Annotated in this window: 19 protein-coding genes; 12 read left to right on the top strand and 7 right to left on the bottom strand. The window is 49.7% G+C overall.

Annotated features, from left to right (window positions below):
- Window positions 1–92 precede the first annotated feature (92 nt).
- Window positions 93–857: a DeoR/GlpR family transcriptional regulator gene (locus P6910_RS14495; protein ID WP_317146555.1), complete on the top strand. Its 765-nt coding sequence runs from the start codon at window positions 93–95 to the stop codon at window positions 855–857.
- A gap of 194 nt (window positions 858–1,051) precedes the next feature.
- Here the strand turns inward: P6910_RS14495 and P6910_RS14490 are convergent, their stop codons facing one another.
- Entirely contained in the window at window positions 1,052–1,417 is a 366-nt protein-coding gene (locus tag P6910_RS14490; protein WP_317141994.1) for an RING finger domain-containing protein, read from the bottom strand.
- A gap of 297 nt (window positions 1,418–1,714) precedes the next feature.
- On the bottom strand, window positions 1,715–4,666 hold the full coding sequence (rne, locus tag P6910_RS14485; protein WP_317141993.1) for a ribonuclease E: 2,952 nt from the start codon (window positions 4,664–4,666) through the stop codon (window positions 1,715–1,717).
- Between the two features lie 571 nt (window positions 4,667–5,237).
- On the opposite strand from rne, the gene rluC reads away from it, so the two are divergent.
- The 3 genes from rluC to P6910_RS14470 all read left to right on the top strand — a co-directional run bounded on the left by rluC (window position 5,238) and on the right by P6910_RS14470 (window position 8,028).
- Window positions 5,238–6,221, top strand: a complete 984-nt coding sequence (gene rluC / locus P6910_RS14480; protein WP_317141992.1) for a 23S rRNA pseudouridine(955/2504/2580) synthase RluC — start codon at window positions 5,238–5,240, stop codon at window positions 6,219–6,221.
- Between the two features lie 75 nt (window positions 6,222–6,296).
- Window positions 6,297–6,959 carry an HAD-IA family hydrolase gene (locus P6910_RS14475; RefSeq protein ID WP_317141991.1) on the top strand — a complete coding sequence of 221 codons (663 nt, stop codon included), beginning with the start codon at window positions 6,297–6,299 and terminating at the stop codon, window positions 6,957–6,959.
- Between the two features lie 82 nt (window positions 6,960–7,041).
- The gene (locus P6910_RS14470) at window positions 7,042–8,028 is read left to right on the top strand and encodes a S49 family peptidase (RefSeq protein WP_317141990.1); all 987 of its coding nucleotides are present in this window, start codon (window positions 7,042–7,044) and stop codon (window positions 8,026–8,028) included.
- Between the two features lie 190 nt (window positions 8,029–8,218).
- Here the strand turns inward: P6910_RS14470 and P6910_RS14465 are convergent, their stop codons facing one another.
- Together P6910_RS14465 and P6910_RS14460 are read right to left on the bottom strand one after the other, a co-directional pair.
- Entirely contained in the window at window positions 8,219–8,407 is a 189-nt protein-coding gene (locus P6910_RS14465; RefSeq protein WP_317141989.1) for a WD40 repeat domain-containing protein, read from the bottom strand.
- Entirely contained in the window at window positions 8,334–9,344 is a 1,011-nt protein-coding gene (locus tag P6910_RS14460; RefSeq protein WP_317141988.1) for a hypothetical protein, read from the bottom strand. The genes P6910_RS14465 and P6910_RS14460 overlap by 74 nt, the downstream gene beginning before the upstream one ends.
- A gap of 666 nt (window positions 9,345–10,010) precedes the next feature.
- On the opposite strand from P6910_RS14460, the gene ltrA reads away from it, so the two are divergent.
- The 4 genes from ltrA to P6910_RS14440 all read left to right on the top strand — a co-directional run bounded on the left by ltrA (window position 10,011) and on the right by P6910_RS14440 (window position 13,222).
- Window positions 10,011–11,336: a group II intron reverse transcriptase/maturase gene (ltrA, locus tag P6910_RS14455; protein WP_252176896.1), complete on the top strand. Its 1,326-nt coding sequence runs from the start codon at window positions 10,011–10,013 to the stop codon at window positions 11,334–11,336.
- A gap of 578 nt (window positions 11,337–11,914) precedes the next feature.
- Window positions 11,915–12,223 (top strand): hypothetical protein, encoded by a 309-nt coding sequence (locus P6910_RS14450; protein WP_317141987.1) that lies wholly within the window; start codon window positions 11,915–11,917, stop codon window positions 12,221–12,223.
- 7 nt (window positions 12,224–12,230) lie between these two features.
- Window positions 12,231–12,869 (top strand): reverse transcriptase domain-containing protein, encoded by a 639-nt coding sequence (locus P6910_RS14445; RefSeq protein ID WP_317141986.1) that lies wholly within the window; start codon window positions 12,231–12,233, stop codon window positions 12,867–12,869.
- A gap of 11 nt (window positions 12,870–12,880) precedes the next feature.
- On the top strand, window positions 12,881–13,222 hold the full coding sequence (locus tag P6910_RS14440; RefSeq protein WP_317141879.1) for a group II intron maturase-specific domain-containing protein: 342 nt from the start codon (window positions 12,881–12,883) through the stop codon (window positions 13,220–13,222).
- A gap of 137 nt (window positions 13,223–13,359) precedes the next feature.
- Here P6910_RS14440 and P6910_RS14435 read toward each other — a convergent pair whose 3' ends face one another.
- On the bottom strand, window positions 13,360–14,394 hold the full coding sequence (locus P6910_RS14435; RefSeq protein WP_317141985.1) for a porin: 1,035 nt from the start codon (window positions 14,392–14,394) through the stop codon (window positions 13,360–13,362).
- A 493-nt stretch (window positions 14,395–14,887) separates the two neighbouring features.
- Here P6910_RS14435 and P6910_RS14430 point away from each other — a divergent pair, with 493 nt between their 5' ends.
- Window positions 14,888–15,814 carry a LysR family transcriptional regulator gene (locus P6910_RS14430; RefSeq protein WP_317141984.1) on the top strand — a complete coding sequence of 309 codons (927 nt, stop codon included), beginning with the start codon at window positions 14,888–14,890 and terminating at the stop codon, window positions 15,812–15,814.
- A 16-nt stretch (window positions 15,815–15,830) separates the two neighbouring features.
- Here the strand turns inward: P6910_RS14430 and ccoM are convergent, their stop codons facing one another.
- Complete coding sequence (gene ccoM / locus P6910_RS14425) at window positions 15,831–15,947, bottom strand: cytochrome c oxidase subunit CcoM (RefSeq protein WP_317141983.1); 117 nt, start codon at window positions 15,945–15,947, stop codon at window positions 15,831–15,833.
- Window positions 15,948–16,046: 99 nt separating this feature from the next.
- Window positions 16,047–16,631 (bottom strand): Maf family protein, encoded by a 585-nt coding sequence (locus P6910_RS14420; protein WP_317141982.1) that lies wholly within the window; start codon window positions 16,629–16,631, stop codon window positions 16,047–16,049.
- Window positions 16,632–16,884: 253 nt separating this feature from the next.
- Here P6910_RS14420 and P6910_RS14415 point away from each other — a divergent pair, with 253 nt between their 5' ends.
- The 3 genes from P6910_RS14415 to plsX all read left to right on the top strand — a co-directional run bounded on the left by P6910_RS14415 (window position 16,885) and on the right by plsX (window position 18,748).
- Window positions 16,885–17,448 carry a YceD family protein gene (locus P6910_RS14415; protein WP_317141981.1) on the top strand — a complete coding sequence of 188 codons (564 nt, stop codon included), beginning with the start codon at window positions 16,885–16,887 and terminating at the stop codon, window positions 17,446–17,448.
- 3 nt (window positions 17,449–17,451) lie between these two features.
- On the top strand, window positions 17,452–17,631 hold the full coding sequence (gene rpmF / locus P6910_RS14410; protein WP_034842420.1) for a 50S ribosomal protein L32: 180 nt from the start codon (window positions 17,452–17,454) through the stop codon (window positions 17,629–17,631).
- 70 nt (window positions 17,632–17,701) lie between these two features.
- Window positions 17,702–18,748 carry a phosphate acyltransferase PlsX gene (gene plsX, locus P6910_RS14405; protein ID WP_317141980.1) on the top strand — a complete coding sequence of 349 codons (1,047 nt, stop codon included), beginning with the start codon at window positions 17,702–17,704 and terminating at the stop codon, window positions 18,746–18,748.
- Window positions 18,749–18,810: the final 62 nt, after the last annotated feature.

Genomic DNA, 18,810 nt, shown 5'->3' with positions numbered 1-18,810 from the left:
TTGGAATATCTCCATGGATTGACACTCTGTTGCAGGGTGTTTTAGCTGACAAGAGTTTTCGGATGACTGCCAAGACAGCCGCTGTATCTTCTATACCTCAGACCCATCGTCAGGAATTAATTGTTGATTTGATTCGTCAGCATGGCTTTATGACGACCGATGAATTGGTGCAACACTTTAAAGTGGCTGCCCAGACGATTCGCAGAGATTTGAATGAGCTGGACAAAAAGAACCTGATCTCCAGGCATCACGGTGGTGCAGGTATGCCGTCCAGTAGTACAGTCAACACAGCTTATTCAGAGCGCAAGATGAGCCTGAGTGAAGAAAAGGATTGTATTGCTGCCGAGCTGGTAAAAAGAATCCCCGATGGTGCATCTCTGTTTATCAATATCGGTACTTCAACTGAAGCCGTTGCCAGGGCGTTGTTGAATCACAAGGCGTTAAGAGTCGTTACCAATAACCTTCATGTGGCGTCAATTTTGCTGCAGCGCGAGGACTTTACCGTTGTCATTGCAGGTGGTGAAGTCCGTAATCGTGATGGCGGTATTGTCGGTCAGGCAACCCGGGATTTTATTGAACAATTCAGAGTGGATTATGCCGTCATGGGGATCAGTGGCATCGATATGGACGGTGCCCTGATGGACTTCGACTATCACGAGGTCAGGGTCGCACAGGCCATGATTGGTAATGCCAAACACTGTTTCCTGGCGGCGGATCACAGTAAATATGGTCGTAGTGCTATGGTCAGGCTCGGTCATCTTGAGCAGATTGATGTCTTGTTCACGGATGTTGAGCCACCTGAGCCGCTTAAAGAGGTTATGGCAAATTCGGCGATAGAGATGGTAATTTGCGAATAACGGATCATTGTTGCGCATAAAAAGTGTTTTTTTCAAAAAAGGTTAATGGTTAAAGAGCACCAAATCGCCCTTATAGCCATACAAGATTCAACCTTCATCTGTCTAAGGACTTTCAGCCATACACTAGCCAGAATCCGGTGGGCTTTCAGGCAAAGAGAAGCAGGCTCTTATCTCAACGAGTAAAGTCCGTTGGTTTAAATGCTATCGCCATTTCTTAAGCTGACGCGAGCTTCAATCAACAAATTTAAAAAATGCAAGTCATTGTGGTCAGGGTCCATCAGGTGCAGGATAGGTGTGAAGTTATCAGCTTCTGTCAATATATGAACAAATGGGTCCTCTTGCCGGGTAGTCCTATCCTTGAGGGGAGTCCTACACATAGCACATACATCTCCATGCTCTAGCCAGGTTTCCAGACAGGATGTGTGAAAATTGTGGGCGCATTTGGTAACCGATACTTCTTTTTCTGCAAAACTAAAATAACAAATAGCACATTCGTCCTCTTGCATATATTCAGTAGCGGGCCAGTAATATTGGTCAGAAGGGGTTGTGATTCCGTTCATGATATTTACTCCTGTTTGCTTGGCTTATATTTATTTGACTTGCGTTATCTCTTTTAGTTCCCTGATCCTCTGTATTTTTTGTGGTTATTGAAAGCGGTAACGATGTAATCGGAGTTGCAACGTCAATCGTGTTTTCCAACTCCCGTAATAAGCATGAAGATATGAGTTTTAAGACAAGAAAGGAGAGGCATTGCCTCTCCTTTTTCTATGGGCGTCATTGCAACATGACAGCGTGAAATGATGAACTCTCATCACTGGAGTCATAACAGCCCGATGATAGTTCACCGGGCTTGATGATTAATTTTCCTGTGATGCAGAGACAGCAGGTTGCTCATCTTCAGATGGCTTGCTTTCGGGCTGCTGGGCTGTTGAAGCCTGCTGTTGCTCCTGACGACGCTTCATGCGAGGGTCGTTGTGAGCCCTGCTGCGTCTGCGGCGGGGGGCAGGTTCTTCTTTCTTGCTGAACTCAACAACATTTGATGTTGGCTCGGCTGCAGCTTCGGGTTCGGCAGCTTTGCGTGCTTCCTGCTGTTGAGGTGCTGCTTCAGCAACCGGTGCCGGAGCGGTTTCCCTGCTGCTCTCAATTGCTGGAGTTGCGGGCTTGGCAGGTTCTTCTGCTTTTGCGACTGTGGGTTCAACGCTTTGTTGAACCGGAACATTTGGCTTCTGGAGAGGGGCTGCTTCCCTGTGGCTGCTGGCAGCGACTGCCTTGGCCATTTCAGTCATGCGAGGTGCTGCAGTTTCAGGTGCCTCAGCAACTGGCTGGTTAGCAGGTCGGGTATCTTCAGCCTGAGGCTTCTGCTCATTGGCAGGAGCTGCCTTGCTGACGGCTTCCTCAGCCTGCCTGGTTGTTGGCGCTTCGGCAATAACATCGACCTTTTCTGACTGGTGGGATGCTTTCTGTTCAGATTCTCTGGCAGCCGTCTTTTCAGCCGGAGCTTCCAGTGGGGCTTTTAATTCCTGAGAGTCTCTTACGTCCAGCTCGGGAGCCGGTTTAGCACTCTGTTTTTGAGAGGTCTGTTCTACAGGCTCTTTTATAGCCTCACGCGCTCTGGTGGCAGCAGGTTGCGCTGGCGCTTCCGTCTTCCCTTCTTCAGGCTGAGACAGAGATGGTAGTACAGGTTGTTCCAGTTGGTTACGATCTCTCTGGGAGGGGCGATTGTTTCTTCTGCGATGTGCAGAGCCGGGACGACGACGGCGGCGGTTATCTTCCTGCTGCTCGGAAATGGTCTGGTCCTGATGTTTCCGTTCTGCTAAAGGCTCACGGCGGTCTCTTCTTTCCTGCTGCTGGCGACGAGAGCTACGCTCCTCCGGCTGTTGGCGAGCAACGCGTTCCTGACGGGGCGTGTCGTCTCTTCTCTCGTCCTGTTGGCGACTACCGCGACGGCGATCATTTCGAGCCTGACGATCATCAGGCTGCTCTTTGCGGTGCGGTGGCTTGTTGCGTTGTTGGCGCTGGCCACGATGATCTCGCTGCTGAGAGTCGCGCTGTTGATTATTGCGATCTCTTGGCTGGCGCTGCTGACGAGCAGGCTTTTGGGTTTCAGTCTGGGCAGGTTTTTGTAAGGTTTCTTCGGCCGTAAAAAGACCACCAATTGCTCTGACAAAAGACTTCAGCAGACCTTGTTTTTCAGCTAGAGCGGGCGCGGGTTGTGATGGAGCTACGTTCTTAACCGCCGCTTCCTGACGTGGAGTTGCCCTGGTCTGTGAAGCGGTCACTTTTTCTTCCTGTGGCTCTTCGGCAGTGATGATTTCGTAGCTGCTCTCGGAGCCTTCCAGAACGTGATCATCTCTCAGACGCTGGACGTCGTAATGGGGTGTTTCCAGGTTGGGGTTGGGAATCGCAACAATGCGAATCTTGTGACGCTTCTCAATCTTGGCGATGGTCTGGCGTTTCTCATTCAACAGGAAGGCAGCAACAGCGACCGGCACCTGGGCACGGATTTCAGAAGTCTTGTCTTTGAGAGCTTCTTCTTCCATCAGGCGCAGTATAGACAGGGCCAGGGATTCAATATCACGTATAGTGCCCTGGCCGGAGCATCTTGGGCAGACCACACCGCTGGTTTCACCCAGTGACGGGCGCAGACGCTGACGAGACATTTCCAGCAGTCCGAAAAGAGAAATGCGTCCAGTCTGCACGCGTGCGCGATCCATGGAGAGTGCCTGACGAATGCGATTCTCGACTTCACGCTGATTGCGGTTGTGACTCATGTCGATGAAGTCGATCACGATCAGCCCGCCGATATCACGGAGTCTGAGCTGACGGGCGATTTCATCGGCCGCTTCCAGGTTGGTGTTGAGTGCCGTTTCTTCAATATCGCCACCACGGGTTGCCCGGGCAGAGTTAATATCTATGGAAACCAGGGCTTCAGTGGGGTCAATGACAATAGAACCACCGGAAGGCAGCTTAACTTCACGCTGAAAAGCTGTTTCAATCTGAGATTCGATCTGAAAGCGGTTGAACAGCGGGATGCTGTCTTTGTATAGCTTGACCTTGTGCTGGTACTGGGGCATAACCTGCGTGATGAAGTCCACAGCTTCATCAAATACGCTGGATTTGTCGATCAGAACTTCGCCAATGTCCTGACGCAGATAGTCCCGGATTGCTCGGATAATAACGTTGCTTTCCTGATAAATCAGCATGGGTGCAGGTTTTTGCGCCGCATCCTTGATGGAACTCCAGAGTTGAAGCAGGTAATCGAGGTCCCACTGCAGCTCTTCCCCGGAACAACCGAGACCTGCTGTGCGGACAATAACACCCATTTCGGAAGGGATCTTGAGGTTGCTCAGGATTTCACGGAGTTCAGCCCGTTCATTACCTTCGATGCGACGCGAAATGCCGCCGGCTCTTGGGTTGTTGGGCATCAGAACCAGATAACGACCGGCCAGACTGACCAGCGTCGTAAGAGCAGCGCCTTTATTGCCACGCTCTTCTTTGTCTACCTGAACAATGACTTCCTGCCCCTCTTTGATAACGTCCCTGATGTTGGGACGACCACCCTGGTGAGGGGAGCTAAAGTATTCTCTGGAGATCTCCTTCAGGGGGAGGAATCCGTGACGCTCAGCGCCAAAATCGACAAAAGCCGCTTCCAGGCTGGGTTCAACCCGGGTGATTTTTCCTTTGTAGATGTTGGCTTTTTTCTGTTTACGAGCGCCGGACTCGATATCCAGGTCGTAAAGGCGCTGGCCATCAACCAGCGCAACGCGCAACTCTTCAGACTGAGTTGCGTTGATTAACATTCTCTTCATAGAGTACCGAATACATTCAGAGGCTATCCTCTCAAGCCGGCACTGCCCGTTTTCTTGTCTTCCGGTCCGTCACTGATGCGGAACTGCCGGTTTATAATCTGTGCTATCAGGGTTACTTCCCAGTACTTCTTTAACCAGCTTTGTAACTATTTAGCATCAAACCGGTGACCAGGTCTTAATCCAGACGGGTCACCCTGGGCGGGGAATTCAGTTTAACCGGGAATTTTTCGGCGTTTATCGATAGCGATTGGCTCGATAAAAAAGTAGGCCGATTATAATGTCATTTTTCCCGGAGTTCTCCTCACGCCCGGAATCCGGGGGTGCACTGCTTGACAGAGAGTAGCGCTGTTTATCTTACACGGCTGGGCCGTGATGGTGTTTCATCTGTCCTGAGTGTCATCGGCTCTGGTTCAAGTGGCTTTATGGCTCTTTCCTATTTGCCAGTTCCGCTGTCGGCCGCTCTCAGGATTCGTAAATCGAACTGCCTATTCATATACGCATAAGGCAGTGCAACAACTATACCAGTAATCAGTAAGTGCTTCAAATGACGGAAAGCTGATACTATAGCGCAATGGATAAACATCAGAACGACTCCCGGCAAGCCGGAGAATCCCGCCAAGCGGTAAAAATGATCAATATTGACAGCGAAGATGCCGGGCAACGGGTCGATAATTATCTGGTACGGATTCTCAAAGGTGTGCCCAAAACCCGGGTTTACAGAATCATCCGTAAAGGTGAAGTACGAGTAAACAAAAAGCGTGTAACTGCAGATTACCGGCTTCAGGATGGGGATCTGTTAAGGGTTCCTCCTGTCAGAATTTCTGAAAAGGCTCCCATGGCAACGCCTGGGGCTGTTATTATCCAGAAGCTGGAAGACGCCATCCTCTATGAAGACAAATCTCTGATTATCATCAATAAACCAGCCGGTATTGCTGTTCATGGTGGCAGTGGTATCTCCTATGGCGTTATCGAGACTCTGAGAAACATCCGCCCACAGGATCGAAGTTTGGAACTGGTGCATCGTTTGGACCGGGATACTTCGGGCTGCCTGATGATTGCCAAAAAGCGAAGCATGCTTCGTTATCTTCATGTTCAGCTGAAGGAAGATAAAATCAGTAAAATCTACAACGCCCTCGTCCTGGGACGTTGGCCGAGCAGGAAAGTTCTTGTGAATGCCCCTTTGCTGAAAAATACCCTTCGATCCGGAGAGCGGATGGTGACGGTGGACATAGAGGGTAAGCGTTCAAAAACCCTTTATCAGGTGCTTGAGAGATTCAGTTGCGCCAATGAAGCGGTCACTCTGGTAGAGGCCAGTCCGGTTTCCGGTAGAACGCACCAGATCAGGGTGCATTGTCTGCACGCCGGGTACCCGATCCTTGGAGATGATAAATACACGCCGGATGAAGATAATAGACGATTCAGGGAGTTTGGGTTGAAGCGGCTGTTTCTTCATGCCGCCAAACTTAAACTGGTTCTGCCGGATGGCCAGTCTTTGACAATTGATGCCCCTTTGCCGGAAGATCTTGAGGAGGTCCTTGAGACGATCAGGAATTAATATTTTTTGGATATTGATGGCGTGTTTTTTCTCGCGTTACAGACATCTGGACAAGCAGTAGAAGATTGATCAGGTATGAAGGAAAGAAAAGAGTATTCACTGGTTGTATTTGACTGGGATGGAACCTTAATTGATTCTGTGCCCAATATCGTAACCGCACTGGTCAAGGCGGCAAAGAGCATGGCGTTGCCTGTTCTTTCAAATGAGACTTATAAAAGCATTATTGGACTGAGCCTGGGGGAGGCGGTTACAAAACTCTATCCTGAGCTGGATGACGGGCAGGTCGCCGCTTATCGTGAAGCGTACCGGTCCTTTCATCTTGAGCTGGAGCAGAAGCCATCCCGTCCTTTCCCCGGGGTTACCCGGGGGTTGGAGCATCTGAAAGGTACGAGGATCAAAATGGCGGTGGCTACGGGTAAAAAAAGAGCGGGCCTGGAACGCTCAATGACCGCTAACGGTTACCAGTCCTATTTTGAGGCCAGTCGGACGGCCGATGATGCCCATTCCAAACCTCATCCGATGATGCTTGAACAGTTGCTTGCTGGGTTCGGTGTAACTGCAGATCAGGCGCTTATGGTTGGAGATTCCGGGTTTGATATGGCCATGGCTGCCAATGCCGGTATGGATAGTGTGGCGGTTACTTATGGCGCTCAGGATGAAGGCAAGCTGAAAGAGTATGATCCCGTGCATACGGTGGACTCTTTTGATGAATTGATTGATTGGCTGGGCAGACACTGACAGTCATAGAAAAAGAACTTTTTTTGTGCTCCGTTCGAATAAGGAGCAGAGAAGTTTGTTGAAAATAACAGGAGTGAGTTGAGTGAGTAGTTCATGGAATGAGAGTGATGACTATGAACAGTCAGGTGATAAGGAAGGGCGTGCCTGGAAGCTGGTTGAGAACTTGGCCCAGGGTGCCTTGAAAGAGCAGCGTCGTGCACGGCGCTGGGGGATTTTCTTCAAGCTTCTGACTTTTATCTGGTTGTTTGTATCCGTTGGTGTTTTCTATAACGCCATGCATGTAGATCTTTCCGGTGCTCCAGCCAGTGCATCCCATACTGCCCTTGTAGAGTTGGACGGTGTTATCGGAACCGATGATGTCAATGCCGACTCGGTGGTTACCGGGTTGCGTGCAGCTTTTGAAGATAAAGGTACCAAGGGGGTTATTCTTCGTATCAACAGCCCTGGTGGCAGCCCGGTTCAGTCTGGCTATATCTATGACGAGATCAGACGACTGAGGGGGCTGTATCCTCAGACTCCTCTCTACGCAGTAGTCATGGATATTGGTGCTTCTGGTGGCTACTATGTGGCGGCGGCGGCAGATAAGATTTATGCAGATAAAGCCAGTCTGGTCGGTTCCATTGGTGTGATTTCTTCCGGTTTTGGCTTTGTCGGGGCTATGAAAAAGCTGGGTGTGACCCGCCGTAACTATACGGCAGGTGAGTTCAAAGCCTTCAATGACCCCTTTCAGCCCGAAGACCTGGAAGCAACTCAGCGCTGGCAGCAGTCTCTGGATACCATCCATAATCAATTTATCAATGTAGTAAAGCAGGGGCGTGGTGATCGTCTGTCTGATAATAAAGATATCTTTTCCGGTATGGTCTGGACAGGTGAGCAGGCAGTAAAGCTGGGTTTGCTGGATGGTCTGGGTAGTGCGGGTTATGTGGCCCGTGAAGTGATTGGTGAAGAAGAAATTGTCGACTTTTCCCTGCGTTTGACACCTTTCGAGCGTTTTGCGAGAGATTTTGGTGCCGGGGTTGCTTCGACAGCGGTTAAGGTGCTCGGGTTGAACTCCTTATCGTTGCAGTGATGTTTTTCGATGGGTATAACTAAACCCGAAAAGGCCAGCGACTTGCTGGCCTTGCTTGTTGTAGATCCTGTTGGGATCAGCTTTTCTTGCGTGCAACGGAACCTCTGCGTTTTGGTCATTTTCCAGTATCTCTTTGAAGTTCCACCTACTCTGAATCCAGTCATCATCCATGCCCTCCGGATTGCATCAATTATGGCAGCTTGCTCTCACTCCTCAGCAATTTAGTGACTCGCACTGTTTTATCCTTACTGGTGGTCACCACATGGCGTTGATCGGCGCTGAAGGTGGCTGATGTGATTGGCCCCTCATGGGGAATGGTGGTTTTTTTTACCCATGATCCGTCGGCCATCTTGCCATAGACTATTCGTGTGATCGTCACTGGCCGTTACCACGTGGCTCCCATCAGCGCTGATGTTGGCTGATATGACCTTGTCATTATGAGAAATGGTGACTTTTTTTGTCCATGATTCATCGGCCCCCAGTTCATAAATGTTTGCCGTCTGATCGTCACTGGTGGTCACCAGATGGCGACCATTGGCGCTGAAAGCGACTGAACTGATTCGATCCTTATGGGTAATGGTGACTTTTTCTACCCACGAGCCGTCGGCCATCTTGTCATAGACTTTGGCCGTGTGATCGTCACAGATGGTCACTAAGTGACAACCATCAGCGCTGAAGATGGCTGATCTGACCTTGTCTTTATGGAAAATAGTGGCTTTTTCTACCCATGATCCATCGGTCTCCCTGCCATAAATTTTTGCTGTGTGATCGTCACTGGCGGTTGCCAGATGACAACCATCGGTGCTGAAGGTGGCTGAGTTGATCTTATCATTATGGGAAACGATGGTTTTTGCTTTCCATGATACATTGATACCCCAGTCGTAGATTTTCGCTGTATAGTCGTTACTGATGGTCACCAGGTGGTGGCCCTTGATGCTGAAGGTGGCTGAGTTAACAGAGCCTTTATTATAAATGGTGGCATTTTCTTCCCATGATCCATCGACGTTCTGGCCATAGATTTTCGCCGTGTGATCGTCACTGGCGGTCACCAGATGGCTTCCATCGGGGCTGAACTCAGCTGACCTGATATTGCCACTATGGAAAATGGTGGTTTTTTCTTTCCATGATCCATCGACCTCCTGGCCAAGGATTTTCACACTGTGATCGTCGCTGATGGTCACGACCTTGCTGCCATCGTCGCTGAATCTGGCTGATTTGATACGGTCATTATGGGAAATAGTGAGTTTCTCTTCCAGTGTGCCATCCTCCCCCAGAGCATAGATTTTCAACGTATGATCGTCACCAACGGTTATCATATGGCGGCCATCGGCGCTTAAGGAAGCAGAGTTGATTTAGTAGATTAGAGTCTTTTTTGGGACAATAGTTCAAAAAAACGAACCGTATGCAAAGTGGGTGGTATGCTGATCTTTAAAAGTCAGAATGTGTCTTTGTAATTGAGTGGTTGACAAATAAAGGCTGAAGTGGATTTCTGTAAAAAAAAAGCCAGCGATTTGCTGGCCTTTTTCATACGTGTGCCGAGCATGTCACACAGCTTGGGGGTGAAAGTCCCCTGTCCAGCCAGATGAGGGCGAAGGACTAGTGAAGCACAAGGTTTGTATCGCGAGGTGCAGGCTGAAGGCAGTGTGGAGCAAAACCGCGAGCCGACGAACAGAAATCAGATATGAGGCTGTTTGCGTGAGGACGAGTCAGCGTATGATGATGAAGTCCATACTCATCCGGACATTCAGGCAGTAGATCTGGCGGTTGTGCGGCGAAGGCGGTGTGACTTACCTCGGGAGGTCTGTGTGGTGTCTGATATTTCGGACTGAGGTCATCGTAAGGTGACTTGACCGCCACACAGAAGTCAGCAGATGGCATAGTAGCTGGCGTATGTCAGTGAAGGCCTGAACGGTACAGAGTGGTGAGTAGTTTCTGTTATTCGATACACTGGACGCAGACAAATCCAGCAAACACTGGAACTCATGCCAAGTGGTCACGGCGGAACCGGAGGCTGCAAGGCTATGAGAGCTGAGGTCGTGTCGGTATCACAGGATTACGAAAGCCCGGCGGGTGGTACGAGACTGATGGAGCGTATCGCCAACCCCAATAATTTAACAAGAGCCTTTCAGCGAGTTAAACGCAATAAAGGCGCAGCAGGCATCGACCGTATGACAGTGGAAGGGTTGTACACCCATCTACAAGAACATGGTCATGAACTGCGACAATGTCTTTTGCAGGGAGAATGGCGTCCTGCTCCCGTAAGGCGAGTACTGATTCCCAAACCGGACGGAGGAGAAAGGCAGTTGGGTATACCAATCGCCTTAGACCGAATGGTGCAGCAAGCGATACAGCAAGTATTGCAGGCCGAGTGGGAACTAAGGTTCTCATCTTTCAGTTACGGGTTCAGGCCGAACCGGTCAGCTCATCAGGCGATTAATCAGGCTCAGTCGTATATCCGAGAAGGATATAACTGGGTTGTGGACATTGACCTGTCGAAATTCTTCGACCGGGTTAACCATGATCGACTGATGGCAAAACTGGCCGTTCACACAGATGACAAGGATGTATTACGTTTAATTCGACGATTCCTACAGTCCGGAGTGATGGAGAACGGGCTGGTAAAACCGCAGACTGAAGGAGTGCCTCAGGGAGGACCGCTCTCACCTGTGTTATCTAACATCGTACTGGATGAACTCGATAAAGAGTTAGAAAAGCGTGATTTACGATTTGTACGTTATGCTGACGACTGTCGGGTGTTTGTGCGAAGCAAGAAAGCAGGCGAGAGAGTGATGGCAAGTTTGACTCGTTACATCGAAAGTAAGCTGAAGCTAAAGGTCAACGTTGCGAAAAGTGCAGTTGACAAGGCATGGAGGCGGGCGTTCCTGGGATACAGCTTTACCAGAGATGGCAGGAAGAAGCTGGCAGATAAAACCTGCAAGCGGTTCAGGGACAAGGTCAAACAACTAACCCGCAAAGGCGGGCGGTCACTGGAGCAGAGATTGGAGTCTCTGAATCGCTATTTACGGGGCTGGAAGAACTACTTTCGAGAAGTTGAAACCCGTTCGGAGTTTGAAAACTTTGACTGCTGGATCAGGCGACGATTGAGAAGTTTGCTCTGGTATCAATGGAAGAAAAGTCCGAAGCGATATGCGGAGCTAAGAAGGCGAGGAGTCAGTGAAGAGCTGACGAGGCAGACAGTAGGATCGAGCAAAGGGTACTGGCGGATAAGCCGGAGTCCTGCGCTACACTTAGCATTGCCGAATAGTTGGTTCGATGAATTAGGTTTGATTAGATTATTGGCTGCTTAACTGACCGAAACGCCCAGTACGGACCCGTATGCTGGGTGTTGTGGGAGTTGCGCCTTGCAAGCGCGTAAAATCTTGTGACCTGAAATGGTCATCGCGGTAAAGCTGTGGTCGGCAGCCGTGTACCGAGTCTTGCGTGGTAGAAGGTAACGACTACTGCGAAGCGTAGACAGGGTGATAACAGGCCGTAACGTCTGCTAAGGGATAATTAGCCCCGAAATTGAACGTGGTTGAAGTGGCTGACCTTCTCTCTCAATGGGGAAAGCGGAAGTCGGGAGCTCCGCTAATGACAAGGCATCCCGACTGCTTCCGGGGTTCGTACCCACGGCATGTTATCGAATGATTTTACGTGAACAAGGGAGATCCTGAACGTTCAGGCGGAGCCTGTAGGGTCCGACGAGCCTGTAAAGCAAGAACGACTTGATGACGTTCAGGAAGTCAGACCAGCTGATAGTACTCCGAGGCGGGGAGAGCCCGTCACATGGGGAAGCGGCTGGCGGTATTTGAGCCTTTCCAGGGAAACATGGGCTCCACATCTGAGGGAGTTACGGTCTTTTACGCAGTGAGAAGGTAAACCAGCCATGGCAACGGGACTGGAGAGGGTAGCAGCGAAAGCCCGGAGTTATCCGAAACTTCGCTTCACAAGTCTGGCACATCATATTACCCCGGCGAGCCTGTGTATGAATCTGAACAAGATTCCACACAACACATCGCCCGGAGTCGATGGGCTGACTGTCGAAGAGACAAAGAAAGACTTTAAGCGGTGGTTGCAACAGACACTGACGTCTATCCATCGGCAAGGCTACAAGGCACCGCCGGTCAAAAGGGCATGGATACCCAAGCCGGGGAAAAAGGAAAAGCGCCACTCTGGGTGTTCCCTGCATCAATGACCGGGCTTTGCAGCGAAGTGTTGCTGATGTGCTGAATGCTATTTATGAGCAGGACTTTTTGCCCTGTTCCATGGGTGGCAGGCCACGACTGGGAGCGCACCATGCCCTGTCCACTTTTAACGAGGTGGTTTCAGGCCGAAAGGTCAGCTGGGTGCTGGAAGCGGACTTGAAGAACTTCTTTGGGAGTCTTGACCATGGATGGCTGCTTCGTTTTGTGGAACACCGGGTCGGTGATCCCAGAATTCTGAACCTTATACGGCGCTGGTTGAAAGCCGGGGTGATGGAGGCCGGGGAGTTGCAAGAGTGTGAAGAAGGTACGCCTCAGGGTGGGCCGATCAGCGTAGTTCTGAGCAACCTGTACCTGCATTATGTGCTTGACCTCTGGTTCGAGTGCAAGGTCAAGCCCCGGCTAAAAGGCGAGGCATGGCTGATCAGGTACATTGATGACTTTGTGGTGTGTTTTCAGTATCGCAGTGATGCGGAGCGGTTCATGAATGTGCTGCCACAGCGACTGGAGAAATTTGCGTTGAAACTGGAGCCGGATAAAACCCGGTTAGTCAGGTTCGGACGTTTTGCCAGTCGTGGGGAAGACGATCGGAGACGGTTTACTTCCTTGGCTTTACGCACTACTGCACAAGGAATCTGAAAGGAAACTTCATGGTGGGAAGGAGAACGGAAAAATCCCGCCTAAGACGCAGCATAGCCAAACTGAAGGAACTGCTGAGACGAATACGCCATGATCCGCTGCACGAACAAGTGACAGCGATCAATCGACGGTTGAGAGGGCATTATGCGTATTACGGTCTGGGAGGAAACTTCCGAAGTATGGAGAAGCTTTACCGGTTTGTTGACCGCTACTGGTACAAGATGCTGTGTAGCCGATGCCGGAAAGGCAAGATTCCATGGGAAAAGTACCATAATCTCAAGCAGCTTCTGCCGTTACAGAAACCGAGGATAATGCTGCCTTTTATGGCAATGAAATCCATGGCTGTGCTGTGAGTCAAATATCGAAGAGCCCGGTGCGGGAAATCCGCACGCCGGGATCTGAGGGGGTTGGAGCTACAATTGGTAGCTCCTTCTACCCGGTGAGCGTAGCTGTGAGGCTACGCCCTATCCCGATTGTGTCTGGTGGCTAATTAGAAGAAGTAACGAGCCTGCAGAGACAGGGTGTTGTCACCGTTCTTCTTGCCAGCGTCATTTTTGCTGTCGTCGATGGCGTATTCAACGGCAAACTGCATTGGGCCAGTTTCATAAATGGCGCCAATCATGGTTTCCTTGAGGGTAGCCTCAGTCTGGTCAACAGCTGCTGAACTGTCATCTTTCAGCTCGTTGTAACCTGCTTCCAGGGAGAAGCCTTGTAGAACATTGTTCATAGCCAGTCGGCCGTAAAGTTCAATACCTTTGGACTTGGCGTTCAGTTTGTCGGCCAGTTTGGTTTTATTTGTTAGCTCGCCGTACATGGCAGCCAGGTACAGCCTTTCGTTCTCAAATTTCAGACCAGCAGTGGCAGACTTGGATTTGTCCTGGTCAACGTACTTCGTTTCAGAGTAGGCGGCACCCAGAGAGAGGCCCATGGCGAGATCATAGCTGGCAGAGATGCCGTAACCGGAATCACGCTGGGCGTTTGTTACTGAATGATCTTCCATTTGGTATTGAAGGCCGATGTTCAGACCGCCGAAGCTGTTGCGGTACTGGATAACATCATCGGCACGGGCAGAACCGTCGATGTCACCGTCTTCACGGCCTTCGTAGATACCCAGGGCGCTACCACCACCGATAGCATAACTGTCTGTCCAGCCTGAAACGTCATAAGTTACGCTCCAGTTTTTACCGGCAGCGAATGCACCCATTTCTTCATGGCTCAGGCCAACATAGCCCAGACGGTTAAAGAAGGTGTCTTTCTTCTCACCATTTTCGTATTCATCTTGAGCGCGGAAGCCCCACTCTGCAACGCCTTGGCCGGTCCATCCGCTGTCAAACTTGTGCGCGAATTTAAAGTTAATACGAGCGCTGTCGTTGTTCAGAGTGTTTTCACCATCATAATTTTTGGCAACAACACCGACACGGCCACCAATGCTGAGGCTGCTTGTGCCGTCGTCAAAAACGTTCACTGCCATCGCTGGACCTGCCACTGCCGTGGCTACTGCTGCGGCCAGAATCTTTTTGTGCATGATTACGTATCCCAACTGATTGTGTTCAATGTTGAACCGAGATTGTTATGTAGTTGTACTAATGGGTCACGTTGAAAGCATCAATGGTTATATCGAAATCGCGAATGTGTTAATTCGCCACTTACCGTGTAAATTACTTATCGGTCAGTTCAATGGGTTGAGTGATTTCTTTCACTGGATGAGAGGGGTTGGAGTGGTTAATCTACTCGCCATGAATCGTCTACTCCGATTCATGTGTTGTGTGTATTTGCCGGCATCAACCCAGAGTCATTGATGCCGGCTTTTTTATTTTCAGGGTTTATTGTCTTTAAAGTGTTTCCGGCATAACCGGGTTGGTGAAAGGGTTTTGTCTTCTCCTCTTTATTAGAAGAGGCTAAAACAAAGTGCTTTCATAGAGCGTAAAAACAGTTTGTTTCAGTGCATCGAATGAGTAGTCTAGGCAACCTTTTTTGCGATATGGGCATTTCAATGTCTAACAGAGAGAGTTGTACTCATGGCCAGTAATCGGCTGAAAATGAGTTTGCTGCCCGCTTTACAGGCGATTCTGGATACCGGAAGTGTAACCCGCGCAGCAGATCAGATGCATGTGACTCAATCCACCATGAGCAGGACTTTGTCACAGCTGCGAGAAGCTTTGAATGATCCCATCCTTGTCAGGGAGGGGAATCATATTTTTCTTTCTGAAAAAGCGCGTCAGGTTCAGCCGCTGGTTTCAAAACTGATGGCAGATTCTGAAACGCTGTTTGAGAATCAGAATTTTGATCCTGCAACCAGTGAGCATCACTTCCGGATAGGTACAAGTTCGGTCGTTCTTGATAATTTTCTGATTCAGGCTCTGATTGAGCTTAAGCAGATTGCGCCGGGTATCAGCAGTTCGGTGTCGCTGCCGGATGAGGAAACGATTTACTCAATGGAGTCGGGTGAGTTGGATCTTGGGGCGATTGTTGCTTTTCCTGATACCACTGAGAACCTCTGCAAAGAAGTGATTACTTCAGCGTCGTTTAATGTGCTGATGCGCAAGGGGCATCCGATGAGTGGTCGGGACACGCTCGATCTGACTGAGATGGATCAGTATCCTTTTGTTGTTACCCAGGCAGTGATTGCCGCCAGTCCGTATATCAATGGATTGCGTGAACGTTATGCCTTTTTACAAAACCCCTGGCTGAAGCTGCCAAGCCTCGAAGCTGCCTTGAAGGCGATTCGATCCAATGACGCATTTACCATTGTGACCAATGTAGAGTATTTGGCAATGGACCTGTTTGAGGATTATGTCCTTCTTCCTATCTTGTCAGATTCTCCGCCCCTGACATTTGAACTGGTGTGGCCAGAGCATTGGCAGTTTAACCAGGCGCATCAGTGGATGAGAAGTTTTCTGTTAAGTAAATTCCAGGAATTTTTCAAACCGTTCGAAAGGCTTTGAGTTGGTGAACCAGGGCTTATTTGCCCTGGTTTTTACGGTTGTCGTTGATAATGAAGCCCGCTACTGCGCAACCAAAAATGAGTGTGGCTGCAACCACCAATAATCCTGCGACCACGACCGTGTCTATATACATAATTGACTCTCCTGAGTTTTTGTTTTCCACAGGATAGAACGGGGGAAGCGGTGGGGTATTGATCCGGGTCAACTTTTTTCTTGATGGTTAAAATATTAACTAATGATTAAGCAGAGGGTTGATGCCTTCGTTGATCAGCATGTGGTTTAGCTGAATCAGGGGTAAGCCAATCAGGCTGTTTGGATCATCACCCTCCATTCTGGAAAAAAGGCTGATGCCCAGTCCTTCACATTTAAAGCTGCCTGCACAATCGAGCGGTTTTTCTTTCTTTATATAGTTCTCAACTTCGACCCTTTTCAGGGTTCTGAAATGAACGGTGTAAGGCACCACATCAAGCTGATATTGGTCAGTTTGGGTGTTGAGTAGGCAAAGGCTGGTATAAAAGGTCACTGACTGGCCGTTGCACTTCAGTAGTTGCTCTATGGCTTGCTGTTCGGTTCCGGGCTTGCCAAGAACGGTGTTGTTGAGTTGTGCTGCCTGGTCTGAAGCGATAATCAGATGCTCGGGATATTGCGCTTTGAGAATATCGGCTTTTTCCCTGGCAAGCCGTTGAGTTAGCATCTCTGCGGATTCGCCTTCAACAGGTGTTTCATCAATATCAGGTGAATGACATTCAAAGGTAAGGTTTAGCCTTGCCAATAAGGATTTTCGGTAGGGAGAGCTGGAAGCCAGAATGATTTTCATAAACTTTGGTTGGGCAGGTTGGAATAGCTTTCATTGATAGAGGTTTTTGGCAGTTATTACAAGCAGTAAGGGATAACTGCCCGGAAGGCCAGAACAAGGTGTGTCAGACGCGGAAATTACATATTGTTTTTGTTGTTCTGAAGTCTGCTGGCCGCATGTCTGAGCGTTAAAAAGTCTAATGCGTTTAAACCCTTTGACAGGGGCTTTTCTTGCCCCTATTATTGCGCGCTTATGACAACCAACCCGTGAGCTCATGGCTATCGGACAATTACCCAAAACCTTCGACCCGCGTAAATTTGCGCGTCAGGGCAGGCAGTTTCAAGGTTCGCTGGCGCTGAGTCAATTCGACCGGCTGGTAGGCAGTCTGGTTGATGACAGAGGCGAAGTCCAGGTTGACCTTCGCTTTTCGTTGAGTGAAAACAACCGGGTTGTGCTGGAGGGACATGTTGAGGCGGAACTGAGCATGATCTGCCAGCGCTGTCTGGATGTGGCCAAGCTGCCGGTGCGAGCTGATCTCCATTTGATGGGGGTGCTGACCGACGAGCAGGCCAAAGCCCTGCCGGAAGACTTTGAGCCGTTAATGTACGGTGATGAGCCGGTAGAATTATTGCCTATTCTCGAGGAAGAGCTGATTCTGGCACTTCCGCTGGTGGCCTATCATCCGCCTGAAGACTGTTCAGCTCAGCAATATTACACCACTGAGTCTGAAGAAGAGGCTCAGGCTGCTGCCCTTGAGGCAGATAAAGAGCGCAGGAGCAGTAACCCTTTCAGCGTTCTGGCCAAATTGAAAACAGATACTACGACCCAGGAGAGTTGACACATGGCTGTTCAGCAAAACCGTAAAACCCGTTCCAAGCGTAACATGCGCCGTTCCCACGACAGTCTGACTTCTGCTCAGCTGTCTGTAGAAGCAGCTTCCGGCGAAACTCATCGTCGTCACCATGTTTCTGCTGAAGGCTTCTACCGTGGCAAGAAAGTGGTTGAAACCAGCGAAGACTAAGTCTTCAGGCTTTTTGCCCCAAGGAGTGATACAGTGAATGTTTCGCTGTCTTCCAGAGGCATAAGATAAAATGACATCAGGTGCAAACGAAGACTCAAAAATAACGGTTGCGCTAGATGTAATGAGCGGGGACGATAGTCCCCGTTCTCGTATCCGGGCGGCTGTCAGGTCGTTAGAACATTATTCTTCTCTTCATCTTCTGCTTGTCGGTGATCGACAGCTCATGGAAGATTATCTCTCCGATATCGATTTCTCTGATCAGTCACGTTATGCCTTGGTTCACGCCAACAAAACGGTAGCCATGCATGAAAGGCCTTCGCTGGCACTTCGTGGAAAAAAAGATTCCTCCATGTGGAAGGTGCTTGAGCTGGTCTCAAAAGGTGAAGCGCAAGCCTGTGTGAGTGCAGGTAATACCGGTGCGCTCATGGCCATGGGGCGTTATGTGCTTAAAACCTTTGCTGGTATCGATCGTCCGGCAATAGCGGCCAGTGTGCCTACCTCTAATGGCAGTGCTCTGCTAATGGATATGGGTGCGAATGTTGATTGTACTTCGATGCATCTCTACCAGTTTGCCATTATGGGAGCTCAGTTAGCCTCGTCGGTTTATGGTGTGGAGTCTCCAAAAGTAGCTTTGCTGAATATTGGTACTGAGGAAATGAAGGGGAATGAGCAGGTCAGGCTGGCTCATCATCTGCTTCTGGAAAAGCTTGAGCTACAGCAGGGACTGGATTATATCGGCTTTGTAGAAGGGCACGATATTTTCAGTGGCCGGGCTGATGTGATTGTCTGTGATGGCTTTGTCGGCAATGTTGCCCTTAAAACCGGAGAGGGAGTTGCAAACCTGGTGCGTGATGGCCTGAGGGCTATTTTTCAGCGCTCTCTGTTAAACCGATTTCTTTATTTTTTTATATCACCACTGCTGGAGGAATTTAATCGCAAGGTTGACCCGGTGTTGCATAACGGGGCCAGTTTGCTCGGTTTGCAGGGGGTTGTGATTAAAAGTCATGGTGGGGCTGATGAAGAGGGTTTCTATCGAGCGATTCTTCAGGCGGTAAAAGAGGCACAAAATGATGTTCCGGCCAAGATTGCTCGAGAGGTTGAAGAGCGGTTGCTCTGAGAAAGCCTGTTTGTCTGGCTATCCTTTTGCTCTGGCAGGCCATCCATGGCTGGAGTCGCTGT

The sequence above is a fragment of the Endozoicomonas sp. 8E genome (assembly GCF_032883915.1).
GTDB lineage: Bacteria > Pseudomonadota > Gammaproteobacteria > Pseudomonadales > Endozoicomonadaceae > Endozoicomonas_A.
Note: the sequence above shows the minus strand (reverse complement) of the source record. Positions and strands in the feature narration are given on the sequence as shown.